Here is a 26,342-nt window from a genome sequence, read left to right on the forward strand (position 1 = left end):
TGATGTGGATGACCAAACATGCTTCGAGCGACTGTCTGTGGGTTGTTGATCGTCATGGCGGGCAGCGCCCTGGCTGCGGATCCTCCGCTGTACACGGTGGTGGACGGCTACAAGGTGGATCCGGAAACGATGAAGGGCTTTCGCACCTGGCGGCAGGCGGCCTGCGACCGCTGCCACGGCGCCAACCAGGAGGGGCTCGTCGGCCCGTCGCTGGTGAACAGCCTGAAGACCCTGACCAAGGAAGAATTCGTCAAGACGGTCCGTGACGGCCGGCTCGACAAGGGCATGCAGAGCTTCGGGAACAACCCGACGGTGATGGACAACATCGACCACCTGTATGCCTATCTCAAGGGCCGCTCGGACGGCGCGATCACCCGGGCCAAGGTGGAGCCCATCCCATGACGAGGCGTGCGGCGATGAAGGCTTCGGTGGCTTGCGTCGCACTCGCGATGGCGGCAGCGCCGGCCTTCGGCCAGGACAAGCCGCCCGAGCGCAAGGCGCTGCGCGTGTGCCAGGACCCGAACAACCTGCCCTTCTCCAACACCGGCGGCGAGGGCTTCGAGAACCGCATAGCCGAGGTCTTCGGCAAGGCGCTCGGCCTGCCGGTGACGTACTACTCCTTCCCGCAGCGCATGGCTTTCATCCGCAACACGCTGCGCTACAAGCTGCCCGGTGCGGACTATCCCTGCGACATCGTGATGAGCGTGCCGGTGGGCTTCGACCAGGTCTCGGTCACCAAGCCCTACTACCACTCCACCTATGCGATGGTGTTCCCGCGCGGCAAGGGCCTGGACGGTGTCGCCTCGAGCGACGACTTCCTCAGGCTGGACCCCGCCAAGCTCGCCAGCTTGAGGATTGGCATCTACGACCGTTCGCCCGCCTCCGAGTGGCTGAGCCGCCATGGCCTGCTCGAGCGCGGCGTGCCCTACAAGATGCTCAACGCCGACCCCGAACAATACCCCGGCGAGATCATCGAGAAAGACCTGGCGGCCGGCAAGATCGACGTCGCCATCGTGTGGGGCCCGATCGCCGGCTTCTTCGCGCAGCGCGTGAAGAACCCCGTGCTGTCCGTGGTGCCGATGAAGTCGGAGCCGGGCATCAAGCTCGACTACCAGATGGCCATGGGCGTGCGCTACGGCGAGCGCGAGTGGAAGCAGCAGGTCGAGTCGCTGATCGAGTCGCGCCAGGCCGAGATCCAGGCCATCCTGAAGAACTATGGGGTGCCGGTGGTCGACGACTCGTACGCGGCACCGGGCAAGTAGACGCGATGCGCTGTTCACCACGCCTTGCCGGCCTCCTGGGCAGCCTGTTGCTGAGCCTGTCCGGCCACGCGGCCGAGGACTTCTCGGACGCCGAGCGGGCCCTGTTCATGGACAACCAGCTCGCCAACCTGCAGCCGCCGGCCACGGTGCGCTATGTCTACCGAAAGTCGGGCAGCCTCGAGACCCCGTTCGAGGACAGCGCCACGCTCACGCTGGCGAAGAAGCCCGATGGCAGCTGCTGCGCGGCGAACGCCGAGTTCCTCACCGGCGCGAGGCGTGTGACCCTGCCGGAGCTCGAATCGCCTCAGGGCAACCCGGTGATCCTGTACTTCCTGGAGCGCGACATCCACGAAATGCAGCGCCTGACCAAGGGGCAGCACAACTACTTCCGCAAGCGCATCCGGATGGCCGTCTACGAAGGCGCGAAGGTCCGCGACGTGACCCTTTCCTACCGCGGCGCGAGCGTCCCGGGCAAGGAGATCACCATCTCGCCCTACCTCGACGATCCGCTGCGCGCGCGCTACGAGAAGCTGGCCAACAAGCAGTACGTCTTCACCCTGTCCAGCGCCGTGCCGGGCGGGGTTTACGCGATGCACTCGCGGATCAGCGCCGACCCGGCCGATGCCGAGCCTCTGATCGAGGAAGACCTGCGGATAGACGGCGCGCCCGCCCCGGCCGCCGGCCCGGCGCCGCGCAAACCTTGAGTCCCCGACGGTCCACTCACTCCCATGAAGAAGACACTGCATCGCCTGGTGAGCTCGTCCGCCCTGTCCTTGCTGGCCCTGCCGGGGTTGGCGCTGGCCAATGACTTCCCCACCGTCGATCGGGTGCTGTACGTGCAGGATTGCATGAGGGCGCATCCCGGCGCGTACTACGAGATGGTCAACAAGTGCTCCTGCGCCGTCGACCGGCTGGCCGAGGAGGTGAAGTTCGACGACTACGTGACCATGGCCACCGTGGTCAACGCCATGACGATAGGCGGCGAACGCGGCAGCGAGCTGCGCGACAACGAGTCGCTCAAGCCGCAGGTCGCGCGCTACCGCGAGCTGCAGTCGCGAGTGCAGAAGGCCTGCTTCATCAACCCGGCGCCGAAGTAAGCCGCCGGGTGGCGCTGTACCGGCGGCGACCATGACGCGCATCCCCAGCCTCGTCGCGTGGCTGCTGCTCATGGCGATGGGCGCCCAGGCGGCGCCATTCGCCTACATCACCAACCAGGGCAGCCACGACGTGTCGGTGATCGACCTGGCCACGCACGCCGTGGTCGCCACCGTGCCGGTGGGCCGCTCGCCGGCCGGCGTGGTGGCCTCCAGCCGCGCCGGGCAGGTCTTCGTCTCCAACCCGGACAGCAAGACGATCTCCGTGATCGACATGCGCCGGCAGGCCGTGGTCGCCACCTGGCCTGCAGGGGACGGCCCCGTCGGCCTCGATGCTTCGCCGGACGGCCGGCTGCTGGCGGTGGCCGACTGGTACCGCCATCGCCTGCTGCTCATCGACACCCGTTCGCCTGACGGGGCGAGCACCGAGGTGCCCGTCGGCCAGGCTCCGGCCGGTGTCGCGGTGCATCCCGACGGCCGCACCGTCTTCGTGGCGGAGCGCGACGACGACAGCGTGGCCGTGGTCGACATCCGCAGCCGGCGGGTGACCGGCCGCTTGAAGGTTGGCTCGCATCCCTTCGCGCTGCTGTTCGACGGTCCGCGCGAACGCCTGTACGCGCTCAACGTGCAGAGCAACGATGTTTCGGTCATCGATACGCGCCGCCTGACCGTCATCGCCACCGTGCCGGTCGGCAAGGCCCCCTACGGCGCCGCGCTGGCCCGGGGCGGCGCCCTGCTCTACGTGACCAACCAGCATGCGGACAGCGTCAGCGTCCTCGATGCCGAGGCGCTGAAGGTGGTCCGCACGCTCGATGGTTTCGGCTACCCCGAGGGCGTGGCCGCCCACGGCGACCGCGTCTACGTCGTCAACTGGATGGACGACAACGTGAGCGTGCTCGATGCCGCCACGGGCCGCACTCTCACCCACGTCGCCACCGGCCGCAACAGCCGCGGCTTCGGTTCTTTCATCGGAACGCCACCCCCATGAAGCAAAAGCCCCTCCACCTGACCCGGCGCGCCGTCGCCATCAGCCTGCTCGCCGGCCTCGCCACGGCGAGCAACGCCCATGGCCCGACGCGGCAGAAGGTCGTCGAGCAGGTCACCATCGACGCGCCGCCGGCCGCCGTCTGGGCGCGCATCCACAACTTCGACAGCCTGAAGGACTGGCATCCGGCGATCGCCGAGAGCCCGGCCGACAAGGGCAACGAGGAAGGCTCGGTCCGCTTGCTGAAGATCAAGGGCGGCGGCGAAATGACCGAGACACTGGAGGCCCACGACGAGGCCAGGATGAGGTACAGCTACCGCGCCAAGGATGGCGGCGCATTGCCGGTCAGCAACTACACGTCGACCCTGAGCGTGCGCGGCGAAGGCAGCCAGTCGGTGGTGGAGTGGCGCGGCGCGTTCTACCGCGGCTATCCCAACAACGACCCGCCGCCCGACAAGAACGACGAAGCGGCCGTGCGCGCCATCACCGGCGTCTACCAGAGCGGCCTGGCCAACCTGAAGAAGCTGGTCGAAGCGAAGTGAAGTAGCCATGGGCATCGCGCTGCACCGGCCCGTCGTCCTGCTGGGACTCGCCGTCCTGCTGGTCGCGTGCGCGGCGGCGCCGGCCTTCCTCGCCGAGCCGGTCGGCACCCAGGCGATCCAGCTCGCCGGCGGGGTCTACATGGTGCCCGGCGCGAGCGGCGTCGCGGACGAGCAGAACCTCGGGCGCATTGGAAATGCCGGCTTCATCGTCGGCGACGAAGGCGTGCTGGCGATAGACACCGGCACCTCGTATGCGCAAGGGCGCGCGCTGCTCGAGGCCATTGGCCGGGTGACCGACAAGCCGGTGCGCGAGGTGCTCGTGACCCAGGTCCACCCCGAGTTCGTGTTCGGCGGCGCGGCGTTCCGCGAGCGCGGCATCCCGGTGGTCATGCACGACGAAGCCGCACGGCTCATGACCTCGCGCTGCAGCGTGTGCCTGCGGCAGCTGCACGTGAGCGTGGGCGACGAGCCCTTGCGAGGGACGGCCACCTATGCGGCCGACCGATCGTTCACCGCTCCTCACAGCGTGGCCTCGTTGGGCCGGCCGGTGCAGGTGCTGTACTACGGCCACTCCAGCGGACCGGGCGATGTCGCGGTCTTCGACGAATCCAGCGGCGTGCTCTTCGCCGGTGGCCTGCTCGACAACCAGCGCATCCCCGACATCCAGGACGCCGACCTCGAAGGCTGGAAGCGCGCCCTCGCCGCCCTGCGCACGCTGCCCGTACGCCGCGTCGTGCCCGGCCACGGGCCGGCCGGATCGCCGGCCCTCATCGATGCGGTCGAGCGCTACCTGGTGCAGCTGGAGGACCGTGCGCGCGCCCTCGCCCAGGCCGGCACCGACCTGATGGCCGTGCCCGATGCCGCCGCCCTGCCCGAGTTCAGCGCCTGGGCGCAGTACGACACCATCCACCCTCGCAACGCGACGATCGCCTACCTGCGGTTCGAGCGCGAGCTGTTCTTCAAGTGAGGCCAAGCGCATGATGAACCGGACCTTCTCCCGGCGTGCCACCTTGCAAGCGCTCGGCGCCGGCGGCCTGGTCGCCTGCGGCCTGCCTTCGCGGGCGGCCGTCGGTGGCCTGCCTTCGGCGGCCCACGCGGACTCCTCGCCCGAGTGGGACAGATTGCGCGAGCGCCTGTTCGGGAGCCGGCCCATCGAGGCGGGGGCGCAGGCGAGCGCCGTGCAGCTCATCGCGCCGTTGCGAGCCGCGTACGGCGCCTGGGTGCCCATCAAGATCGTGTCGAAGATGCCCCAGGCCGAAGGCCTGCAGGTGAAGAAGCTCTACCTGGTGATCGACAAGAATCCGTCGCCCGTCGCCGCGGTGCTGGACCTCACCCTCGACGTCGGCCAGGCCGATTTCGAAACCCGCGTGCGGGTCGACGAGTACAGCCACGTTCGGGTGGTGAGCGAGCTGTCCAACGGCCAGCTGCACATGGACTCGCGCTACGTGAAGACCTCCGGCGGCTGCTCGGCGCCACCGAACCGCGATGCCCTGCACCTCATCGGCAAGACCATGCTGAAGCTGGCCGGGCCGATGAAGCTGAACGAACCCAACGCGGCCGACGTGACGGTGGTCCATCCGAACGACACCGGCTTCGAGCTCAACCAGCGCACCCTTGTCTACATCCCGCCGCATTTCGTGCGCTCCATCCGGGTCAGCTATGCCGGAAGGAAGGTGTTCGACGCCGACCTCGACTTCTCGATCAGCGAGAACCCGACCTGGCGCTTCAACTTCGTGCCGCACGGCCCGGGCGAGCTGCGCGCGGAGGTCACCGACTCGCGCGATGGCCAGTTCGTCGGCACGCTGGCGGTGGCCTGAGATGCCCCGTGTCCGACGTGTTCTCGTCTGGATTTGGCTGGCCGCCGCATGGCAAGGCGCAGCGGTAGCGGCGTTCCCGTCGGCCTACGCGCCCATCGTCGTGCAGCCGGTGCCGACGAACCAGGCACCGCAAGGGCAGGAGTTCGATCTCACCCCGGCCCTGAAGCAGGCACGACAGCAGCACAAGCGGCTCTACGTCTACCTGGGGGCCAGCGACTGCGCCTACTGCCGCCGCTACGAAACCTTCCTCCAGAAGCACGCCGCGGAACTGGTGGCGCCCTTCGCCAAGGATTACCTGGTCGTCGACCTTCGCAGCCAGCTGTCCTTCGACGCGCCGCGCCTGTTCATCAAGGTGAATGGCCGCAGCCTGCCTTATGCGGACTTCCAGCGCTCCATCGGCGATGAACGCGCGCGCCTGCTGGTCTACCCCAGCGTGTGGCTGTTCGATGCGGATGCCAAGCCACTGATGCAGATGCCGGCCGGCGCGGGCACCTTCGAGACGGTGCCCGAGCAGTTGGAGATCCTCCGGCTCGAACAGTGACGCGCTGGTCTCACCGAGGTGCCATCGGGCCCTTCGACAGGCTCAGGGCGAACGGATTCCCCCAACCCGTTCGGGCTGAGCCTGTCGAAGCCCACCCCTGCGCCATCGGGCCCTTCGACAGGCTCAGGGCGAACGGATCCGCACCCGTTCGGGCTGAGCCCGTCGAAGCCCACCCTTGTGCCATCGGGCCCTTCGACAGGCTCAGGGCGAACGGATGGAGGTGGACAGGCACTCCCCCGCCCGTTCGGGCTGAGCCTGTCGAAGCCAGCCCGATCCACATCCGTTCGGGCTGAGCCCGTCGAAGCCCACCCCTGTGCCATCGGGCCCTTCGACAGGCTCAGGGCGAACGGATGGAGGTGGACAGGCCCTCTCCCACCCGTTCGGGCTGAGCCTGCCGAAGCCAGCCCGATCCACATCCGTTCGGGCTGAGCCCGTCGAAGCCCACCCTTGTGCCATCGGGCCCTTCGACAGGCTCAGGGCGAACGGATGGAGGTGTGGACAGGCCCCCTCCCACCCGCTCGGGCTGAGCCTGCCGAAGCCAGCCCGATCCACATCCGTTCGGGCTGAGCCTGTCGAAGCCAGCGCAGTCCATATCCGTCGGGCTGAGCCTGTCGAAGCCCACCCTTGTGCCGGCTGGCTCTTCGACGAGCATCAGCCTGAACGGACCGCGGCGGACGCGAGCCGCCTGGACTGCACCGGATCCCGAAACACCAGCGGATGCTCGGTGAGCTGCGCCGCGCCGCTCTCCGCGCGGGCCACCGCTTCGAGCACCTTGCCGTGGTGCGGGCTCTTCACGCAGACCGGGTCGGCGGCCTCCGGATCGTTGGCGATGAGGTAGGCCTGGCAGCGGCAGCCGCCGAGGTCCTGTTCCTTGTGCTCGCAGCTCGCGCAGGGCTCCTTCATCCAGCCGGTACCGCGGTAGCGGTTGAAGCCTTCGGAATCGAACCAGATCTCGCGCAGGCCCTGCTCGCGCACGTTGGGGAAGGCCAGGCCCGGCAGCATCTTCGCGGTGTGGCAGGGCAAGGCCGTCCCGTCGGGCGTCACGGTCAGGAACATGCTGCCCCAGCCGTTCACGCACTTCTTGGGCTTGCCCTCGTGGTAATCCGGCGCGACGAAGAAGATCCGCATGCGGCCTTCCAGCTTCTTGCGCCACTCGTCGGTGATGGCTTCGGCGCGCCGCAGTTGCTCGTGCGTGGGCAGCAGGTGGTCGCGGTTGAGGTAGGCCCAGGAGTAGTACTGCGTGTTGGCCAGCTCGATGTACTCGGCACCGAACTCCGCCGCCATGCCGATGATGCGGTCGATGTGGTCGATGTTGAGGCGGTGGATCACCACGTTCATCACCATCGGCCAGCCCTGGTCCTTGATGGTCTGGGCGACCCGGTTCTTCAGCTCGAAAGTCTTGGTGTGCGAGAGGAAGTCGTTCATCTCCCGCGTGGAATCCTGGAACGACAGCTGGACGTGGTCCAGCCCCGCCGCCTTCAAGGACGCGGCACGTGCCGGCGTGAGGCCCACACCCGAGGTCAGCAGGTTGGTGTAGTAGCCCAGGCGGTGCGCCTCGGCGACGATGAGCTCGAGGTCATCGCGAACCAGCGGCTCGCCACCCGAGAGCCCGCACTGCACGGCGCCGAGCTCGCGCCCCTGGCGCAACACGCGCATCCAGTCCTCGGTCGACAGCTCGTTGCCCTGCTCGGCGTAGTCGACCGGGTTGTAGCAAAACACGCAGTGCAGCGGGCAGCGGTAGGTCAGCTCGGCCAGCAGCCACAGCGGGGGACCAGGCCGGGCGTTCGACGAAGCGACGTCGCTCATTCCCACACCAGCCAGCCTTGCTTGGCCGCCATTTCCATGAAGGCCACCACGTCGGGCCGCAGGCCCTCGGCCTCGAAGGTCTGCTCCAGGTCCTTCACGATCGCCGCCACTTCGCTCTGCCCGTCACAGCGCTTCATGATCTCGCCGGCCGTGCCGTTGAGCTTCACCATGCCCTCGGGGTAGAGCAGGACGTGGCAGTCCTGCACCTGCTCCCATTGCAGCCGGAAGCCGGGGCCGACGCGCGGCCGGCTGAGATCGCCCAGGATCTCGCTCAAGAGTTCACCCCGTACTTCAACGCCATCGCATCGTTCATCGTCCACAGGATGTCGAGCTTGAACTGCAGGATCTCCAGCGCACGCTCCTGCAGCGGCCGGGTGTCGAAGTAGTCCAGCGTGATGGCCAGGCCCTGCTCCACGTCGCGCCGCGCCTGACTCACCCGGTTGCGGAAGTAGGACAGGCCTTCCGGCTCGATCCACCGGTAGTGCTCCGGCCAGGTGGCCAGGCGCTGCTTGTGGATCTCGGGCGCGAAGAGCTCGGTGAGCGAGGAGCACACGGCCTCCTGCCACGGCGCCCGGCGCGCGAAGTTCACGTAGGCGTCGACCGCGAAGCGCAGCGTAGGCAGCACGTGGCGCTGGTCTTCCACCTCTTCGCGCGTCAGGCCCACGGCCTCGGCCAGGCGCAGCCAGGCCTCGATGCCGCCGGGATCCTTCACGCCGCCGAGCTCGAAGCCATCGTGATCGAGGATGCGCTGGATCCAGCCGCGCCGCACTTCGCGGTCGGGGCAGTTCGACATCACCGCCGCGTCCTTCACGGGAATGGCGATCTGGTAGTAGAAGCGGTTCGCCACCCAGCCGCGGATCTGCTCCGGCGTTGCCTTGCCGGTGTTGAGCATCACGTTGAACGGATGGTGGATGTGGTACGAGCGGCCGCGCTCGCGCAGCTGGGCTTCGAACTCGGTGCGGCTCCAGGCCGGTGGGGTGCTGCGGGTCATGGTGTCAGAGCTCGATGGTCATGTGGTCCTCGCAGACCTCGATGCCATGGCGGCCGAGCGCTGCGCGTTCACCGGAATCCTCATCGAGGATGGGGTTGGTGTTGTTGATGTGAATCAGCAGCCGCCTCGTGTGCCGCGGCAGGCGGCCGAGCCACTCGATCATGCCGCCCGGGCCCGACTGCGGCAGGTGGCCGATGTCGCGCGCCGTCTTGCGGCTCAGGCCCAGGCCGATCATCTCGTCGTCGGTCCAGAAGGTGCCGTCGACCAGCACCGCATCCGCGCCGCTCATGGCATCGAAGACCGGCGGCGTGATCTCGCCGAGACCGGGCGCATAGAAGGCGCTGAGGCCGCTGCGGCGATCGCTGATCAGCATGCCGATGTTGTCTCCCGGCACCGATTGCTCGCGGTGCGGCGAATACGGCGCGGCCTTGCTCGACAGCGGCATGGCGCGGAACTGCAGGTCCGGCACGCCCGGCACCTCGAAGGCCTCGCCCTCGAGGCCTATGCGGTGGCGGTCGACGCGGCAGTAGTGGTCGAGCACGCGCAGGATGGGGTTGCCGCGGCTCAGGTCCTCCTCGACCGGGTCGGTGCACCACAGCGGTAGCGGGCTGCCGCGCTCGCGCAGCATGAAAAGCCCGGTGGCGTGGTCGATCTGGCCGTCCATCAGCACCACGCCGGCGATGGCGGTGTCGCGCAACGCGCGTGACGGCTGCAGGATGGGGTTCGTGCGGATCTGCTCGAGGATGTCGGGCGAGGCGTTGAACAGGACGCCGTCCTGGCCGTGGCTCGGCTGCACGAAGATGGAGGACTGGGTCCTCGCCTTGGCCCGCACGCTGCCGTCACGCCAGCCGGCGCAGTTGTGGCAGTTGCAGTTCCACTGGGGGAAGCCGCCGCCGGCGGATGAACCGAGAACGGTGATGCGCATCGTGGCGTGGCCTCGCGGATCGGGCCCCGGCCGCGCGCCCGGGGCTTCATGACGGCTGAAAGTCGCCGACGGGCCGCCCCTAGGCGACAGCTCCCCTCGGGGGACCGACGCCGGAGGCGGCGTAGGGGTCAAGTCAGCGCGCTGCCACGTACATCGTGATTTCGAAGCCGAAGCGATAGTCGGTCGCGGTGGGGGTCTGCCATTTCATCGGGGGTCTCCTTGAGAGGTGGCACAGAAGCCGACTGGCCACTGCGGGGATACGTCGATCCCGTGAGGCATGGTCTCCCGTCGACGGCCTGCGGCCCAGTCCCCGGATCATGAATCGAGCCTCATGATTTTCATGAATCGTCCGACGAGGCCGGGCAGGACTCGCAGCGGTGGGTGGCTTCCAGATCGTCGACACAGAACCGGGATGAGGTCGAGTCTTCGCTCATTCGGCGATCTCCCTGGAGGCGAACATCCTGAGCAGCCATGACCGGGCCTGTGGTGACTTGCCGTACGCCTGCGACCCGGGCGCACTGAACTCCACTTCCGTCCCCCTTCCTGGGCCACTGCGGACCGTGACCTTTCCGCCGACCAGCTCGGCACGTTCGCGCATCCCGCTCAAGCCGAAGTGCCCTTCCCTTTCGCCCTTGCCCAGCACATCCGCCTCTATGCCCTTGCCATCGTCGCGCACCGTCACGCGCAGCTGCCGCGGGTCGTAGCAGATCTCGATGCCGATCTGCTTCGCCTCGGCATGTCGGAAGGCATTGCGCAGCGCCTCGCCGGCGATGCGGAAGGACTCGTGGCGCACGAGCGGATGCAAAGCCTGCGGCGTGCCCTGCACTTCGACATGCGCCGATGCTGCATGTCCGTTCTCGTTCGCGAGATCCCGTGCCAGTGTGCGCAAGGACTCCGCGAGGTTGTTCTTCTCCAGGGTGGAGGCCCGCAAGCCTTGCACGGTTTCGCGGCCCTCCGTGATCGCCTCGGCCACCTGCTCGATGGCGACGGCAAGCACCTGCTTCGATTCGCGCGGGCGATCGGGCAGGAGGTTGAACGCGGCCTGGAACTGCAGCAGCAGCCCGTGGAACCGCTGCAGCAAGGTGTCGTGCAGGTCGCGCGCAATGCGCGTGCGCTCGGCCACGCGCGCCTCGAGCGTCGCCTCGAACTGCCGATGCAGCCGCCGGATGCGCATGTGAAGCCGGAGTTGGAAGCCGCTCCACGCCAGGCCGATCAGCAGGGCAGCGCAGGTGATGCGAAACCACGTCGTCTGGTAGAAGGCCGGCTGGATCGAGAACTCGAGCTGAGCGCCTTGCTCGTTCCACACGCCGCTGTTGTTGGCCGCCTTCACCCGGAAGCGGTATTGGCCTGGCGGCAGGTTCGTGTAGCTCGCCAAGCGCCTGTCGACGGCCTCCTGCCAGTCGGTGTCATGCCCTTCGAGCCGGTAGCGGAAGTGAACGCTGTGCGGCTCGGCCAGGCTGAGCGCGGAGAACTCGATGGCGATATCACGGACCAGCGGCGGCAGGCGCAGGCCCTTGCCGACCGCGTAGGTCCGCTGGTCGGCGACGATGGAGTCGATGTGGATCGGCGGGGGCACGGGATTGGACGGGATGTGATCGGGATCTATCCACGCGAGCTCGGTCCCCGCCAGGAACCACAGCTTGCCATCCGGGCCCACGGCCGAGGCAGGGTTGAAGGAGCCCTGCTCCCTGGCCGCGGGCAGGACGCCGTCCGCGGCCCCCCACAGCTTCGTTGGCACCTGCCGGCTCGGGTCGGCGATCCAGGCCGCCACGTCCTCCCGCGCGACTCGCACGAGGCCGCAGGACGCGTACATCCACATCGACCCGTTGCGGTCGAGCGTCGACCAGTGGATCCTGTCGCAGGGCAGGCCGTTGGCGGTCGAGAGCGTCTTGATGCGGCCGTCCTTGATCCGGCTGATGCCGTGTCCATTGGTCCCCACCCACATCGCCCCGTCGGCATCGAGCCGGATGCCGGTGACACGGACCGCACGCGGCCCGCCCGCGTCGCCCACGCCCGGGTCGGCCAGGTAGGTAGCCTCGATCTTGCCGTCCTTGAAATAGGACAGCCCTGCGTGATCCCAGAACGAGAGCCACAGGCCACCTCGATCAGCAACGATGACCTGCGCATGTTGCTTCTTGCCGAGAGTGGCCCACGGAATGTTCTCGACAATCCGGTCCTGGCGCAGGCGTGCCAGGCCCTTGTTGCCCGCCAGCCAGAGGTTGCCCTGCGCATCCCCCGTCATGGAGTAGATCTCGTCGCTGGGCCCGGCGTCGACAGGGACGAAGCGCCCGTCCGCGAGATAGGCGAGGCCCCGGGCCGTGCTCACCCAGAGGCGGCCGTCGGCGTCCTGGTACTGGGAATGCACGTGCGCGTCGGGCAGGCCGTCTCGCTCCTTGTAGACGACGAGGCTCCCATCCTTCCTCCTCGCCAAGCCACCGTTCGTCGCCACCCAGATGCTGCCGTCCGTGGCGGCGAGGACGGACTTCGTGACCTCGTCGGGCAGCCCCTGTCTCGTCGACACGGTGGTGACCGGCAGCTTGCGAAAGCGGTCCAACCCCCTTTCGCTGCCGTACCAGATGTTGCCCTCGTGATCCTCGAACAGGCTGCACGCGATATTGCCGGAGAGGCCATCCGCCCGCGTGAACGTGTCGGCCTGTCCGTCCTTCACGTGGATGAGGCCGCGGCTGTCCGTTCCGATCCACAGCCCGCCATCGCGATCACGCAGCAGCTTGTTCGACTGGACGTCGGAGTCGGCGACCCAGTCTTCTGACGTGCCGGCGCGTCGAAACGGATAGGGTACGAGCTGGCCGCCAGCCACTTGCCTCAGCCCTCCGCCTCGGATGCCGACGAGGATCTTTCCGTCGACCGTCGTGCTCAGGTCGCCCACACGCGGAGCGCCCGTCAGGAATTTTCGGGGCGGCCCGGGGCTCCATTGCCAGACGTCGGATTCGCCGCCCACCCAGAGGTTGCCCGAACTGTCCTCGCCCAGGCTCCACACCAAGGAGCCGAAGCCGCCCCCCTCCGGCGCGAAGCACCGGATCTGCCCGGCACGAATGCTGCACAGCTTGCCGGGGTCCGATCTCACGCCGGCCCAGATCGTTCCGTCGCGATCCTCCAGCAGCGACGTCACGAACATCTTGTGCGTCGCCGGATAGAAGGTGAACTTCCGTCCATCCCAGCTGGCCAGACCGGAAAAGGTGCCGATCCAGAGCGTGCCGTCCCGCGACACCAGCAAGGAGTAGGGATCGGACTCCAGCAATTGACCGTCCGGCGGCTGCCACGGCACGAATCGAAGGCCGTCGAAGCGGAACAGGCCGATCGACCCGGCGATCCACAGGTAGCCGTCGGGCGTCTGGGCCGTCGCGAAGACGAGGCCCAGATCGGTGCCTTCCCGGGCCGTCCACGAGGTGTGCGAGTACTGGGCGATCTGCAGGGGCGGATCGGGCGCCGCCGCGCGGGCGGGGGACGGCGGGGCGAACAGCGCCGATACCAGCAGCAGGCCCGACAGCAGACGGCTTCGACGGTAACCTTCCAGTTGACTCAAGAGCAATCCTTTTGCCGCTTCTGCCTGGCCGCAGCCTATCTCGAAATTCTCACAGATCGGCATCCCGCCAACCACGTGCCGCCGCCAGGACGAAGCCGAGCTTCGGTGGGCGCTTCACGGACCGGGTGTTCCAGACTCGACACCCGTGCGTTTCGGATGCATCGGATCGCTGTCGGCCACAGACATGCGCTGCACGTACAGCAGCATGGCCGGCCCGACGGCGTGACCGCCGTGGTCCTGCACGGCGTCCCTGGTTCGGGCCGCACAGCTGTCCGACAGCCGGCAGCTGACGCGCTGGATCGAGCAGCACGTCGAGCAGGAAAGGCGCCTGATCGCGCGCGAGCTGCACGACGAGCTGGGTCAGTCGGTGACTGCCATCCGCAGCCGGCCGAGCTGGCCCTGACGCTGTACCGGGCAGCGCAGGAGGGCATCACGAATGCTCTGCGGCAAGGCGAGGCACGCCCTTTGCGCCTCGAAGGGTGGCCGAGCTGCAGACCGGCGAGCAGGCCTGCAGCGAGTACGCGCGGGTGAAGCCGGACGTGGTCGTCATGGACCTGTCCATGCCGGGCATGGGCGGGCTGGAGGCGGTCCGCCGCCTCATCGCCCAGGATCCCAAGGCGCGCATCCTGGCCCTGTCGGCCCACGAGGACACGGCCCACCCTCGCCGGGTGCTGCGGTCCGGCGCGCTGGGCTACCTCACCAAGCGCAGCGCGCCCGACGCGCTCATCGACGCCGTCACGGCCGTGTTGCTCGCCATGATTCGCCTGCCCCTAAAGCTCTATCGTCATGTGGTCCTCGCAGAGCTCGATGCCCTGGCGGCCCAGCACCGCGCGTTCACCGGAGTCCTCGTCGAGGATGGGATTGGTGTTGTTGATGTGGATGAGCAGCCGCCGCGTCGCCCGAGGCAGGCGGCCGAGCCACTCGATCATCCCGCCGGGGCCCGACTGCGGCAGGTGGCCGATGTCGCGCGCTGTCTTGCCTGAAAGGCCCGGGCCGACCATCTCGTCGTCGGTCCAGAAGGTGCCGTCGACCAGCACCGCGTCGGCGCCGGACATGGCATCGAAGACGGGCGGCGATATCTCGCCCAGCCCCGGCGCGTAGAAGGCGCTGCGGCCGCTGAGCCGGTCGGTGATCAGCATGCCGATGTTGTCGCCCGGCACCGATCGCTCGCGGTGCGGCGAGTACGGCGCGGCCTTGCTCGACAGCGGCATCGCGCGGAACTGCAGGTCCGGCACGCCGGGCACCGTGAAGGCCTCGCCTTCGAGCGAGATGCAGTGCCGGTCGACGCCGCAGAAGTGCCCCAGTACGCGCAGGATCGGATTGCCCTGGCTCAGGTCCTCCGCCACGGGATCGGTGCACCACAGAGGCAGCGGGCTGCCGCGTTCGCGCAGCATGAGGAGCCCGGTGGAATGGTCGATCTGGCGCTGCCATCGCGCCAGCCGGCGCAGTTGTGGCAGTTGCAGTTCCACTGGGGGAAGCCGCCGCCGGCGGATGAGCCGAGAACGGTGATGCGCATCGTGGCGTGGCCCTGGTGTTCGGGGCGGCCCCGGGCGTGCGCCCGAGGCCGAATCGATTTTCATGAATCACCCGACGAGGCCGGGGCAGGACTCGCAGCGGTGGGTGGCCTCCAGATCGTCCACACAGAACCGGGATGAGGTCGAGTCTTCGCTCATTCGGCGATCTCCCTGGAGGCGAACATCCTGAGCAGCCATGACCGGGCCTGTGGCGACTTGCCGTACGCCTGCGACCCGGGCGCACTGAACTCCACTTCCGTCCCCCTTCCTGGGCCACTGCGGACCGTGACCTTTCCGCCGACCAGCTCGGCACGTTCGCGCATCCCGCTCAAGCCGAAGTGCCCTTCCCTTTCGCCCTTGCCCAGCACATCCGCCTCTATGCCCTTGCCATCGTCGCGCACCGTCACGCGCAGCTGCCGCGGGTCGTAGCAGATCTCGACGCCGATCTGCTTCGCCTCGGCATGGCGGAAGGCATTGCGCAGCGCCTCGCCGGCGATGCGGAAGGACTCGTGGCGCACGAGCGGATGCAAAGCCTGCGGCGTGCCCTGCACTTCGACATGCGCCGATGCCGCATGTCCGTTCTCGTTCGCGAGATCCCGTGCCAGTGCGCGCAAGGACTCCGCGAGGTTGTTCTTCTCCAGGGTCGAGGCCCGCAAGCCTTGCACGGTTTCGCGGCCCTCCGTGATCGCCTCGGCCACCTGCTCGATGGCGACGGCAAGCACCTGCTTCGATTCGCGCGGGCGATCGGGCAGGAGGTTGAACGCGGCCTGGAACTGCAGCAGCAGCCCGTGGAACCGCTGCAGCAAGGTGTCGTGCAGGTCGCGCGCAATGCGCGTGCGCTCGGCCACGCGCGCCTCGAGCGTCGCCTCGAACTGCCGATGCAGCCGCCGGATGCGCATGTGAAGCCGGAGTTGGAAGCCGCTCCACGCCAGGCCGATCAGCAGGGCAGCGCAGGTGATGCGAAACCACGTCGTCTGGTAGAAGGCCGGCTGGATCGAGAACTCGAGCTGAGCGCCTTGCTCGTTCCACACGCCGCTGTTGTTGGCCGCCTTCACCCGGAAGCGGTATTGGCCTGGCGGCAGGTTCGTGTAGCTCGCCAAGCGCCTGTCGACGGCTTCCTGCCAGTCGGTGTCGTGGCCTTCGAGCCGGTAGCGGACGCGCGTGCTCTTGGGGTCGACCAGGGTCAGTGCGGCGAACTCGATGGCAACGTCGCGGACCAGCGGCGGCAGGCGCAGACCGTCGGCGACAGCGTAGGACTGGTGATCCGCGACCAGGGTCTCGATCTGAACCGGCGGCGGCACCGCGTTGGGGGCCATTTGGTCGGGGTCGAAAAGCTGCACATCAGCCACCCCGGTCGACCAGAGCTTGCCATCGGGGCTCCTGGCCACCGTCGGATTGAAGTAGGTCGAAGCTTCCTGGCGCCGTGGCACGCCATCGGCCCCGTCCCACACCTTTGGCGTGACCCGGCGGCTGGGGTCGGCGATCCAGGCGGCCACGTCGTCACGCGACACCCGCACGAGGCCGCACGCCGTGTAGATCCACAGCGAACCCTTGTGGTCCGGAATAGACCAGTGGATCCGGTTGCACGGCAGGCCGTTGGCGACGGAGAGCGACATGGCGCGGCCATCCTTGATCCGGCGAAGCCCGCTCGCTCCGGTTGCGGCCCAGACTGATCCATCCGCGTCGAGCCGGATGCTGGCGACGTGCTGGCCCTCACCCGGGCCTTGTTCGGATGCGTAAGTTTCCTGGACCTTGCCGTCCTTGACATACGACACCCCTGTGCTGTCCCAGAATGCCATCCACAGCCCGCCTCTGTCGGCGAGGATGTCGTGGGCGGATCCCCGACGGCCGAAGGTCTCCCACGGAACGTTCTCGACGAACCGGCCGCGATGCAGGCGTGCCAGTCCCTTGTTGCCCGAAAGCCAGAGGTTGCCCTGCGCGTCCCCCGTCATGGCATAGACCTCGGTGCTGGGGCCGCCGTCCGCCGCCACGAAGCGGTCTTTGGCGAAGTAGGCGAGGCCGCCCTCGGTGCTCACCCACAGGCGCCCGTCGGCGTCCTGGTACAGGGTCTGCACCCTCGAATGCGGCAGCCCTTCGCGCTGCCTGTAGACGATCGGCCGGCCGTCCTTCCATCGCGCCAGTCCGTCGCGGGTGGCTACCCACACGCTGCCGTCGGTCGTGGCCACGACGGCTGTCGTCAACTCGTGGGGCACGCCCTGCCGGGACGAAAGGGTGGTGACCGGCAGCCTGCGGAAGCGATCCACCCCCTTGCTGCTTCCGAACCAGATGGTGCCCTCGCGGTCCTCGAACAGGCTGCAGGCGATGTTGCCGGACAGGCCATCCGCCTGGGTGAACCTGTCCGACTCGCCGTCCTTGACGTGGATGAGACCCTGGTCTTGGGTGCCGATCCACAAGCCGCCTTCCCGGTCACGCAGCAGCTTGTTCGACTTGACATCGCCGTCGGCCAGCCATTCGTAGGGTCTGGTGGCGCCCCGCAACCGGTGCGGCACCAGTTGCTCGCCTGCCATCTGCTTGAGGCCGCCGCCCATGACGCCGACGAGGACGTCTCCATCGACTGTCGTGGTCAGGTCGCCCACGCGCAGGCCAGTCATCGGGTAGCGCCGGGGCGTCCCGGGGCTCCATCGCCAGACGCCCGATTCGGCCCCTAGCCATAGATTTCCGGCCCGATCCTCGGCCAGGCTCCAGACGAAGCCGCCGAAACCGCTCCCCTCGGCGACCGAGCAGCGGACCTGGCCTGCGCGGACGGCGCACAGCCGACCAGGCTCCGCGAGAACGCCTGCCCAGACGGTACCGTCGCGGCTTTCCAACAGCGAGGTCACGAACCCCACGCCGACCTCGGGATGCCGTCGGATGAATTCGCGGCCGTTCCAGCTGGCCAGGCCGGCGTAGGTCCCAATCCAAAGCGTGCCGTCGCGCGACACGACCAGGCAGTAGGGCTGGTCCGGCAGCGACTGACCGTCCGGCGGCTCCCACTTCTTGAATCGAACGCCGTCGAAGCGGAACAGACCGTACGACGCGGCGATCCACAAGTAGCCGTCGGGCGTCTGTGCCATCGCCATGACGAGGCCCAGCTCGGAGCTTTCGGGCGCTGTCCACGCGGTGTGCGCGTACTGGGCGATCTGCAGGGGCGGATCGAGCGCCGTCGCGCGGGCGGGGGACGGCGGGGCGAACAGTGCCGATACCAGCAGCAGGCCCGGCACGAGGCGGCTTCGACGGTAACCTTCCAGTGGGCTCAAGAGGAATCCTTTCGCCGCTTCGGCCTGGCCGCAGCCTATCTCGAAAGGCTCACTGTCGGGTAGATCGCCATCGACCATTGGAAGATCGGCCAGCCACGTGCCGCCGCCAGGACGAAGGCGAGCTTCGGTGGGGCGCTTCACGGACCGGGTGTTCCAGACTTTGCCTGCGAAAGCCGCAGCCTCGCGCTCGCCCTGTTCCGCCAGGGGCCGCGACCGATACCATCACCTCGTGTCTTCGCCGCCCACCCTGCTCCACTTCGACACCCCTGCGTTTCGGATGCATCGGATCGCCGTCGGCCACGGACATGCGCTGCACGTGCAGGAGCATGGCCGGCCCGACGGCGTTGCCGCGGTGGTGCTGCACGGCGGCCCTGGTTCGGGCTGCACGCCGCTGCAGCGGCGTTTCTTCGATCCGGCCCGCTACCGCATCGTCTGCATCGACCAGCGTGGCGCGGGCGCCAGCCATCCGCGCGGCGCCGTTGAACACAACACCACCGCCGAACTGCTCGAAGATCTGCACGCCGTGCGAGAGCAACTCGGCATCCAGCGCTGGCTGGTCGTGGGTGGCTCCTGGGGGGCGGCGCTGGCGTTGGCGCATGCCGCCGCGGAGCCCGAGGCGGTGGCCGGCCTCTTGCTGCGATCGAGCTTCCTCGCTCGTGCCGAGGACATCGCCTGGTTCTTCGGCGGCGCTGCTTCCGAAGAGCCCCGGGCCTGGGAGGCGCTCACCGCGGCCGCACCCCACGCGCAGCGAGGCAACCCCCTGCCCTGGCTTGCCGACGAACTGGGCCAAGCCAACCCGCTGCGCCGACATGCAGCCGCCCTAGCCTGGGCACGATGGGAGCAGGCCTTGGCCACGGGGATGCAGGACGACACCACGCCCTCCCAGGCCCTGCTCGATGCACTCGCAGACCGCTACCGCGTGCAAAGTCACTACCTCCTGCACCACTGCTGGCTCGACTCGCCCACGCTGCTCGAACGCTGCGAGGCCATCCCGCCCGTGCCCATCTTGCTGCTGCACGGCACCATCGACCGCGTCTGCCGGCCCGAAGGCGCCCTCGCGCTGCACCGCGCCCTGCCGCCAAGCCGGCTGCAATGGGTGGACGGCGTAGGCCATGACCCGACGCACCCCGCCATGGCCGGCGCGATGGTCCGCGCCCTCGACACATACGCCCGACAGGGCCGGTTCGCACCATGACGCTGCGGCTGAAGATCAACCTCATCGTCGGCGCCCTCACGGTGCTCTTCGCCGCCTCGGTGATCGCCCTGCAGTTGCGCAGCATGCGAGAGTCGGTGCACGAAGAAGTGCTGGCCGCCAACCGCGTCGCCGCCCAGTTGCTCAACCGCACCGCCTGGCGCTACGCCGCGCAGGGCACGCCGGCCATGCTGGCCTTCCTGCAGGGCGTGGGCCGGGTGCGCTCGAACGACATCGAGCTGTTCGATGCACAGGGCACCAGCCTCTACCGCTCGCCTCCCTCGCCCTACAAGGCCGGCCGCGACGCGCCCGACTGGTTCGAGGCGCTGATCTCGCCGCCGCCTTCGGTTCAATCGATCGAGTTTCCGGACGGCAAGCTCGTGGTTCGTGCCAATGCCTCGCGGGCCGCGGTGGACGCCTGGGACTACGTGCGCTGGCTGGCCGGCGGCGCGCTGGTGCTGCTGCTGGTGCTCAATGCCCTGGTGTTCTGGCTGGTGGGAAGAACGGCGCGCCCCTTCGGCAAGATCGTCGAAGCGCTCAACCAGGTGCAGGCCGGCCGCTTCGACGTGATCCTGCCGCCCCTGCCCGGCACCGAGGCGGCCGCGATCGGCAGCGCCTTCAACCGCATGGTGCGTGACCTGAACACCCACATAGAGACCGAGAAGCGAGCGGTGCGGGCCGAGCTTCAGCTGTCCGACAGCCGGGAGCTGACGCGCTGGATCGAGCAGCACGTCGAGCAGGAAAGGCGCCTGATCGCGCGCGAGCTGCACGACGAGCTGGGCCAGTCGGTGACCGCCATCCGCAGCATGGCGCTGTCCATCGCCCAGCGCGTCGGCCCGCTCGACGGCCAGGCCGAGCAGGCCGCCCGGTTGATAGCCGATGAATCGTCGAGGCTGTACGACGCCATGCACGGCATCATCCCGCGGCTCACGCCCCTGGTGCTCGACAACTTCGGCCTGGCCGACGCGCTGCACGACCTGGCCGAGCGCACGCAGCGCCTGCAGCCTGAGGTCGGGATCCAGCTGCAGGTCGACCTCGGGCCGGCCCACCTGCCGGCCGAGCTGGCCCTGACGTTGTACCGGGCAGCGCAGGAGGGCATCACGAATGCCCTGCGGCATGGCGAGGCACGCCATTTGCGCCTCGAGGTGCGTGGCACGGCGGGCGAGGTGCTCCTGTCGCTGGTCGATGACGGCCATGGCCTGCCGCCCGACTGGGCCCAGCGCACGGGGCACTACGGCCTGCGCTGGCTGGGCGAGCGGGCACAGGCCCTGCGCGGCCGCCTGGACGTGGAGCCCGCCTCGCCGCGCGGGGTGCAATTGCGGCTGCTTGTTCCCCTGGAGGGCGAATGATCCGTGTGATGCTCGTCGACGACCATGCGCTGGTTCGCATGGGTTTCCGCATGCTGCTGGCCGATGCGCAGGTCGAGGTGGTGGCCGAGCTGCAGACCGGCGAGCAGGCCTGCAGCGAGTACGCGCGGGTGAAGCCGGACGTGGTCGTCATGGACCTGTCCATGCCGGGCATGGGCGGGCTGGAGGCGGTCCGCCGCCTGATCGCCCAGGATCCCAAGGCGCGCATCCTGGCCCTGTCGGCCCACGAGGACACGGCCCACCCCCGCCGGGTGCTGCGGTCCGGCGCGCTGGGCTACCTCACCAAGCGCAGCGCGCCCGACGCGCTCATCGACGCCGTCACGGCCGTGGCCGCATACGAAGCCTATGTCGATCCCCAGACCGCCCGGGCACTCGCCATGGCGCAGGTCAAGGGCGAGACCAGCCCGACCGAGGCGCTCAGCGAGCGGGAGTTCTCCGTCTTCCTGCAGTTGGCCCGCGGCCAGTCGGTGGCGCAGATCGCCGACAACCTGAAGCTCTCGCCCAGCACGGTGGGCACCCACCTGTATCACATCAAGCAAAAGCTCGGTGCCAGCAACCAGTCGGAGCTCACGCTGGTCGCTCTGCAGTGGGGCCTCATCCAGATCTAGATCGCCTTCGCCCGGCGCGGCAATAGTGCATTGCTCCAAGGGAAAACCCTTGGAGTTGGCACGCTAGTTGCCTCGTAAATAAGTGCAAACCCGGTCATTTCGACGGGTCGGGCCCTGAGGTGGTGCAGATGCGGTGGCTGTTCGTGATGTTCCTGGCAGTGGGTAGCGCCGCCGTCTCCAGCGAAGGCATCGGCGAGGTGCTGGAGCGCTCCCAGCAGGTGCGTCTCGATTCGCACCCGGTGGTGGATGCCGCGGCGCCGTCGGCCGTCAAGATCCGGGAGAGTTTCGAGGCGGTGCTGCGCGGGGCCGGTCCCCTGCCGGCGGTCGAGTTGCGGGTGGTGTCGGGCGCGCCCCTCGCCGAGACGCTGCAGGGCCGGATCATCGTGGTCGACGAGTCGCTCGCCGCCACCGGCGAAGGCGAGCGCATGTTCGTGCTGGCCCACGAACTGGGCCACGTCGCCCTGAAGCATTGGCCGCAGATGCGCAATCTCTACCTGGCCTACATCCCCGGCGAGGTGGTGCAGTCGCACACCGATTCCATCGCCGCCCTGCTCGGCTACGACGCCTCCGCCCTGGCCCACCAGCAGGAGTTCGAGGCGGACCTCTTCGCCATGCGCACCTTGCGCGGGCTCGGTCGGCCGCCGGAGGAATTCGTCCAGGCCCTCATGCAGGAAGGGGTGCACGGCGATACCGCCACGCACCCCGGCACCATGAAACGCGTCAGGTCACTGCGACACGCAGCCGCCGAGGACAGCGGCGCCGGGACGCAATGACCGGCCCGGCGCGGCAGGCCTCAAGCCGCCACGTGGAATGAGCTCATCGACTGAGACAGCCGGCCCGACTGGCTCTTGAGGGACTGGGCCGCGGCGGACAGTTGCTCGACCAGCGCCGCATTCTGCTGGGTCATCGTGTCGATCTGGGCGATTGCCTGGTGCGTCTGTTCGATGCCGGCGTTCTGCGACTGACCGGCCTCGGCGATGTCGCCGATCAGCCCGGCGACGCGCTTCACGCTGTCGAGGATCTCCTGCATGGTGCGGCCCGCCTCGTCCACCAGCTGGGAGCCGGCCGAGACCTTCTCGGTCGAGTCGCCGATCAGGGTCTTGATCTCCCGGGCGGCCGTCGAGCTGCGCTGGGCGAGGCTTCGGACCTCCGAGGCGACGACCGCGAAGCCGCGCCCGTGTTCGCCGGCACGAGCCGCCTCGACGGCCGCGTTGAGGGCGAGGATGTTGGTCTGGAAGGCGATCCCGTCGATCACGCCGATGATCTCGGAGATCTTGTTCGCGCTGCCGTTGATCTCGCCCATGCGGGCGATCACGTCGCGCATCATCGCGGCCCCGCGCGTGGCGACATCGCTGGATTGCGTCACCACGCGGCGGGCCTCGTGGGTGTTCTCGGCGTTGCTGCGCACGGTCTCGGCCAGCTGGTGCATGGAGCTCGAGGTCTGCTGCAGGGCGCTGGCCTGGCTTTCGGTGCGCGAGGACAGGTCGGAGTTGCCGCTGGCGATCTCCTCGGACGCCGTGTTCACGCTGGCCACCGTCTCGCGCACGTCGAGCACCATGGTGCGCAGCTTCTTGCGCATGCTGTTCAGCTCGGCCCGCAGCCAGGAGATCTCGTCCTTGCCCGGGGAGCTGATCTTGGTTTCCAGGTCGCCGCCAGCGATGCGGACCACGCACTGGACGGTGGATTCGACCGATTCCTTGATGCTGCCGCGGATGAGCCATCCCCCGGCGAAGGCCAGCACGCAGCCCAGGCCCGTCAGGCCCCCTATCAGCAGCGTCGCCGAGCCGGTCTCCGGCATGCCCGGCCTTTGAAGAACGCTCAGGGCGGTGGCGCCTATGAGCGCCTGCATCCCCGCCATGGTCGCGAAACCGATGACCACCCGCTTGACCAGGCTGACCCGACGAATCCATTCCATTTGCTGTCTCCTTGCATGGCGCTGCCTCGTGCGCTGGGCGGGCATGGCGCGCTGCAGGCTATTTCGGACTGCTCCGGCGCCAGCTCAAGCGTCCCTGAGATCGAAGACCGGCCAACCTTCACGCATTGCGCGGTCTCGCAGGCGCTCGTCGGGGTGGACGACCACCGGGTGGGTCACCGCTTCCAGCAGCGGCAGGTCGTTGGAAGAGTCGGTGTAGAACCAGGAGCGCTCGAACCCGGCCAGGCTCTCGGCCAGCGGGGGCTGGCACTCCGACAGCCACTGGCCGACCCGCGTGACCTTGTGCTCGCGAAAGCAAGGCAGCCCCGCGATTTCCCCCGTCAAGGCGCCGAGCGGCGAGCCGTCGACCGTTGCCGGCTCGGTGGCCACCAGGTGATCCACCTCGAACAGCCTTGCAAAGGGCTCGGCGATGAAGCGCGTCGTCGCCGTCACGATCGCGCAGATGTCGCCCGCCTCGAGGTGGCGGCTGACGAGAGCGCGCATCGAGGCCGGTACCCGGCCGGCCATCTGCATCTCGAACTCGCGTCCCCATTGGTCGAGCAGGGCCCGCGGGAACTTCGCCAGCGGCGCCACGCTCGCGCGGTGCAGCTCATGGATGTCCAGCGTGCCCTCGACGTACCGCTGGCAGCAGGCGAGGTAGTCGCCGGTGGCGCTTTCAGGCAGGGCGCCCTCGTCCACCAGGAACTGCGTCCAGGCCATCCCGCTGTCGAAGGGGATCAGCGTGTGGTCGAGGTCGAAAAGAGCGAGGTTCATGGGTGCACCCTTCGGCTTGCGGCCGGACGAGGTTCAGGCGGCCAGGGCTCCCAGCCTCTGCGTCAGGCGGGCCCTTACAGCACCACGCAAGGCGTTGCAGACGACGATTTCCTCGGCGGCGAGGAGATCGCGCCGGGAAAGGCTCCGCTCACCCGCCGCCCAGGCCGGATCGGCGAGCAGCACCGAGCGCATGACGCCGGGCAGCGCGCCGTCCTCCACCGGCGGCGTCCACCAGCGGCCCGCCAGGCGGACGAAGACCGAACTGCGCCCGCCCTCCACCAGCCGGCCGTCGGGAGTGAAGAACAGGCTGTCGAAAGCCCCCGCCGCCTCCGCGGCGCGCACGCCTTCGTCGTACGCGGCACGCAGCGTCGTCTTGTGGCCGGACAGCGGGCGCTCGTCGGGAAGTGGCCAGGGCGCCAGGAGCAGCGTGACCTCCTCGCAGGGCAACGGCTGCAGCGGAGCCTGCGTGACCCGCAGTTGCCCGTCATGCGCCAGTTCCAGGCGCAGGCGATAGGCCACGCCGCGCACGAGGCGGGCCGAGCGTTGCGAAATCTCGGCGGCCGCCGCGACCCGGTCGAACGTGAAGCCCAGGACACGGGCGCTGCGGCCCATGCGCTCCAAATGGCGTTGGACGTGCCGGACCGCTCCCCCGGGCGTGACCAGCAGGGTCTCGAACAAGCCGAAGCCCGGATCGAGTCCGGTGAGGAAACGCGCCTTGAGCAGGCACTCGTCGAATTCGTCGCGCGCGCGGCTGTCCTGGACGATGCCGGCGCCAATGCCCAATGTCAGGGGCCGCAGGCCGCACGCCGGGGCGTCGAGCACCAGGGTGCGAATGGCCACGCTGAAGCAGAAGTCCCCCACGGGCGACGCGAGCCCGGGCTTGTCCAGCCAGCCGATCGCCCCGCAGTAGAGGCCGCGCGGCGTGGATTCCAGGCCGGCGATCAGGTCCATCGTGTGGTGCTTCGGCGCGCCGGTGATCGAGCCGCAGGGGAAGACCGCTCGCAGCAGATCGGGCATGCCTATCCCGGGCCTCAGCCTCGCCTGCACCGTGGACGTCATCTGGAACACGGTCGCGTACGGCTCGATCGCGAACAGCGACGGAACCTTGACCGAGCCGACCTCCGCCACGCGACCGAGGTCGTTGCGCAGCAGGTCCACGATCATCAGGTTCTCGGCCCGGTTCTTGATGTCTCCGGCCAGCAGTCGCGCCGTCTCGCTGTCGCCCTCGGGAGCGACGATGCGCGCGGCAGTGCCCTTCATCGGGCGGGCCGTCAGCAGGCCGGACTCATGGCGCAGGAAGAGTTCCGGCGAACAAGACAGCACGTGGGTGGCCGGCCCCGAAAACTCCGGCAAGGCGATGAAGGCACCGTAGCTCACCGGTTGCCGCGCCCGCAAGGCACGGTACAGCGCCACCGGCGAGCCATAGGCCTGGCCGTGCAACCGGTAGGTGTAGTTGACCTGGTAGGTCTCACCGGCCGCGATCGCCTCGTGGATGCGGTCGATGCAGCGGATGAACTCAGGGCGATCCACGCTGGGCTCCAGGTTCATCACGCCGCAAGGGTGGCCGTGCTCGCCTTCGGCGTGCTCCAACCCGTGCAGCCAGGCGTCCACCTCGGCCGCATGCATGCGCAACAGGTCCCGGAACATGAGGACCCGCAAGGCTGCGTCGTCATCGGGCGCCAGGTGCTCAGTACCTGCCTTCAGCAGCTTCGCGCCCCACTCGTAGTCGGCCAGCACCACCGCGTGCAGGCCGGCCGCCTGGTCGGCTTCGACGCGCGACCACATCGCCTCGAGGACGGACGGATCCTGGCAGCAGTGCTCGCGCACGAAGCCGGTGTACAGGCGGCTGGTCGGGCACTCCGGCGTGGCGGCCCGGTCGTCCAGCAGTGCGAAGCAACTCATGCCAGCCCTCTCATCACATGGCCACCCCACGGTGGCCCTTTCCGAACTGCCCGACCCTTTCGTCCGGCGCAGTGGTCGAATCCCCTGCCCCGTTCGCCCTGAGCCTGTCGAAGGGCAGGCCACCACTCCACCCCTGGGCCTTCGACAGGCTCAGGCCGAACGGCGGGGTAGTGCTCGGGCCGAACGGTGAAGTGGCCGAATCCCTTCCCCCGTTCGCCCTGAGCCTGTCGAAGGGCAGGCCGGCGCTCCACTCCGGGGCCTTCGACAGGCTCAGGCCGAACGACGGGGTGGTGCTCAGGCCGAACGGTG

Annotated in this window: 25 protein-coding genes and 2 pseudogenes; 15 read left to right on the top strand and 12 right to left on the bottom strand. The window is 68.6% G+C overall.

The window, feature by feature from the left end; all coding sequences use genetic code 11:
- Positions 1-18: 18 nt before the first annotated feature.
- Genes ACS5PM_RS28685 through ACS5PM_RS28725 form a run of 9 tightly spaced genes read left to right on the top strand, consistent with a single transcriptional unit; the run spans position 19 to position 6,241 of the window.
- A complete protein-coding gene (locus ACS5PM_RS28685; protein ID WP_439391354.1) occupies positions 19-402 on the top strand; it encodes a c-type cytochrome in 384 nt (127 codons plus the stop codon).
- The gene (locus ACS5PM_RS28690; protein ID WP_439391355.1) at positions 399-1,262 is read left to right on the top strand and encodes a substrate-binding domain-containing protein; all 864 of its coding nucleotides are present in this window, start codon (positions 399-401) and stop codon (positions 1,260-1,262) included. Before ACS5PM_RS28685 ends, ACS5PM_RS28690 begins: the two co-directional genes overlap by 4 nt.
- Before the next feature lie 5 nt (positions 1,263-1,267).
- Positions 1,268-1,966: a hypothetical protein gene (locus ACS5PM_RS28695; RefSeq protein ID WP_439391356.1), complete on the top strand. Its 699-nt coding sequence runs from the start codon at positions 1,268-1,270 to the stop codon at positions 1,964-1,966.
- 24 nt (positions 1,967-1,990) lie between these two features.
- Positions 1,991-2,359 (top strand): hypothetical protein, encoded by a 369-nt coding sequence (locus ACS5PM_RS28700; RefSeq protein WP_439391357.1) that lies wholly within the window; start codon positions 1,991-1,993, stop codon positions 2,357-2,359.
- A gap of 31 nt (positions 2,360-2,390) precedes the next feature.
- Positions 2,391-3,344 carry a YVTN family beta-propeller repeat protein gene (locus ACS5PM_RS28705; protein ID WP_439391358.1) on the top strand — a complete coding sequence of 318 codons (954 nt, stop codon included), beginning with the start codon at positions 2,391-2,393 and terminating at the stop codon, positions 3,342-3,344.
- Positions 3,341-3,883 carry an SRPBCC family protein gene (locus ACS5PM_RS28710; RefSeq protein WP_439391359.1) on the top strand — a complete coding sequence of 181 codons (543 nt, stop codon included), beginning with the start codon at positions 3,341-3,343 and terminating at the stop codon, positions 3,881-3,883. Before ACS5PM_RS28705 ends, ACS5PM_RS28710 begins: the two co-directional genes overlap by 4 nt.
- 7 nt (positions 3,884-3,890) lie before the next feature.
- Positions 3,891-4,850: an MBL fold metallo-hydrolase gene (locus tag ACS5PM_RS28715; RefSeq protein ID WP_439391360.1), complete on the top strand. Its 960-nt coding sequence runs from the start codon at positions 3,891-3,893 to the stop codon at positions 4,848-4,850.
- A 10-nt stretch (positions 4,851-4,860) separates the two neighbouring features.
- Positions 4,861-5,700: a quinoprotein dehydrogenase-associated SoxYZ-like carrier gene (locus ACS5PM_RS28720; protein ID WP_439391361.1), complete on the top strand. Its 840-nt coding sequence runs from the start codon at positions 4,861-4,863 to the stop codon at positions 5,698-5,700.
- Position 5,701: 1 nt separating this feature from the next.
- Positions 5,702-6,241 carry a thioredoxin fold domain-containing protein gene (locus ACS5PM_RS28725; protein WP_439391363.1) on the top strand — a complete coding sequence of 180 codons (540 nt, stop codon included), beginning with the start codon at positions 5,702-5,704 and terminating at the stop codon, positions 6,239-6,241.
- A gap of 651 nt (positions 6,242-6,892) precedes the next feature.
- Here the strand turns inward: ACS5PM_RS28725 and pqqE are convergent.
- The 6 genes from pqqE to ACS5PM_RS28755 all read right to left on the bottom strand — a co-directional run bounded on the left by pqqE (position 6,893) and on the right by ACS5PM_RS28755 (position 13,507).
- Entirely contained in the window at positions 6,893-8,047 is a 1,155-nt protein-coding gene (gene pqqE, locus ACS5PM_RS28730; protein ID WP_439391364.1) for a pyrroloquinoline quinone biosynthesis protein PqqE, read from the bottom strand.
- On the bottom strand, positions 8,044-8,322 hold the full coding sequence (pqqD, locus tag ACS5PM_RS28735) for a pyrroloquinoline quinone biosynthesis peptide chaperone PqqD (RefSeq protein ID WP_439391365.1): 279 nt from the start codon (positions 8,320-8,322) through the stop codon (positions 8,044-8,046). Before pqqD ends, pqqE begins: the two co-directional genes overlap by 4 nt.
- Positions 8,319-9,038: a pyrroloquinoline-quinone synthase PqqC gene (pqqC, locus tag ACS5PM_RS28740; protein ID WP_439391366.1), complete on the bottom strand. Its 720-nt coding sequence runs from the start codon at positions 9,036-9,038 to the stop codon at positions 8,319-8,321. The genes pqqD and pqqC overlap by 4 nt, the downstream gene beginning before the upstream one ends.
- Before the next feature lie 4 nt (positions 9,039-9,042).
- Complete coding sequence (gene pqqB, locus ACS5PM_RS28745; RefSeq protein ID WP_439391367.1) at positions 9,043-9,963, bottom strand: pyrroloquinoline quinone biosynthesis protein PqqB; 921 nt, start codon at positions 9,961-9,963, stop codon at positions 9,043-9,045.
- Positions 9,964-10,096: 133 nt separating this feature from the next.
- Positions 10,097-10,171, bottom strand: a complete 75-nt coding sequence (pqqA, locus tag ACS5PM_RS28750; protein ID WP_439391395.1) for a pyrroloquinoline quinone precursor peptide PqqA — start codon at positions 10,169-10,171, stop codon at positions 10,097-10,099.
- Between the two features lie 222 nt (positions 10,172-10,393).
- A complete protein-coding gene (locus ACS5PM_RS28755; RefSeq protein ID WP_439391369.1) occupies positions 10,394-13,507 on the bottom strand; it encodes a sensor histidine kinase in 3,114 nt (1,037 codons plus the stop codon).
- A gap of 298 nt (positions 13,508-13,805) precedes the next feature.
- On the opposite strand from ACS5PM_RS28755, the gene ACS5PM_RS28760 reads away from it, so the two are divergent.
- On the top strand, positions 13,806-13,910 hold the full coding sequence (locus ACS5PM_RS28760; RefSeq protein ID WP_439391396.1) for a histidine kinase: 105 nt from the start codon (positions 13,806-13,808) through the stop codon (positions 13,908-13,910).
- A gap of 124 nt (positions 13,911-14,034) precedes the next feature.
- Positions 14,035-14,184 (top strand): annotated as a pseudogene (locus ACS5PM_RS28765) (response regulator); the annotation flags it as partial.
- Between the two features lie 93 nt (positions 14,185-14,277).
- Here the strand turns inward: ACS5PM_RS28765 and ACS5PM_RS28770 are convergent.
- A pseudogene (locus ACS5PM_RS28770) lies at positions 14,278-15,023 on the bottom strand (pyrroloquinoline quinone biosynthesis protein PqqB).
- 153 nt (positions 15,024-15,176) lie between these two features.
- Positions 15,177-18,278 (bottom strand): sensor histidine kinase, encoded by a 3,102-nt coding sequence (locus tag ACS5PM_RS28775; RefSeq protein ID WP_439391370.1) that lies wholly within the window; start codon positions 18,276-18,278, stop codon positions 15,177-15,179.
- Between the two features lie 277 nt (positions 18,279-18,555).
- Here ACS5PM_RS28775 and ACS5PM_RS28780 point away from each other — a divergent pair, with 277 nt between their 5' ends.
- From ACS5PM_RS28780 to ACS5PM_RS28795, 4 genes are all read left to right on the top strand, one after another.
- Positions 18,556-19,473 (top strand): alpha/beta fold hydrolase, encoded by a 918-nt coding sequence (locus tag ACS5PM_RS28780; protein ID WP_439391372.1) that lies wholly within the window; start codon positions 18,556-18,558, stop codon positions 19,471-19,473.
- Complete coding sequence (locus ACS5PM_RS28785; RefSeq protein WP_439391374.1) at positions 19,470-20,819, top strand: histidine kinase; 1,350 nt, start codon at positions 19,470-19,472, stop codon at positions 20,817-20,819. The genes ACS5PM_RS28780 and ACS5PM_RS28785 overlap by 4 nt, the downstream gene beginning before the upstream one ends.
- Positions 20,816-21,445, top strand: coding sequence for a response regulator (locus tag ACS5PM_RS28790; RefSeq protein ID WP_439391376.1), 630 nt, complete (start codon positions 20,816-20,818; stop codon positions 21,443-21,445). The genes ACS5PM_RS28785 and ACS5PM_RS28790 overlap by 4 nt, the downstream gene beginning before the upstream one ends.
- A gap of 128 nt (positions 21,446-21,573) precedes the next feature.
- A complete protein-coding gene (locus tag ACS5PM_RS28795; RefSeq protein WP_439391377.1) occupies positions 21,574-22,218 on the top strand; it encodes a M48 family metalloprotease in 645 nt (214 codons plus the stop codon).
- Between the two features lie 20 nt (positions 22,219-22,238).
- Here the strand turns inward: ACS5PM_RS28795 and ACS5PM_RS28800 are convergent, their stop codons facing one another.
- From ACS5PM_RS28800 to ACS5PM_RS28815, 4 genes are all read right to left on the bottom strand, one after another.
- Positions 22,239-23,360, bottom strand: coding sequence for a methyl-accepting chemotaxis protein (locus tag ACS5PM_RS28800; protein WP_439391379.1), 1,122 nt, complete (start codon positions 23,358-23,360; stop codon positions 22,239-22,241).
- Between the two features lie 84 nt (positions 23,361-23,444).
- Positions 23,445-24,131 (bottom strand): HAD family hydrolase, encoded by a 687-nt coding sequence (locus ACS5PM_RS28805; RefSeq protein ID WP_439391381.1) that lies wholly within the window; start codon positions 24,129-24,131, stop codon positions 23,445-23,447.
- A gap of 33 nt (positions 24,132-24,164) precedes the next feature.
- Positions 24,165-26,033 (bottom strand): aminodeoxychorismate synthase component I, encoded by a 1,869-nt coding sequence (gene pabB, locus ACS5PM_RS28810; RefSeq protein WP_439391382.1) that lies wholly within the window; start codon positions 26,031-26,033, stop codon positions 24,165-24,167.
- Between the two features lie 13 nt (positions 26,034-26,046).
- Positions 26,047-26,342, bottom strand: a 296-nt coding sequence (locus tag ACS5PM_RS28815) for a hypothetical protein (RefSeq protein WP_439391383.1), incomplete at its 5' end; no start/stop codon positions are given.

This window comes from Ideonella flava (assembly GCF_051857595.1).
Taxonomy (GTDB): domain Bacteria; phylum Pseudomonadota; class Gammaproteobacteria; order Burkholderiales; family Burkholderiaceae_C; genus Ideonella.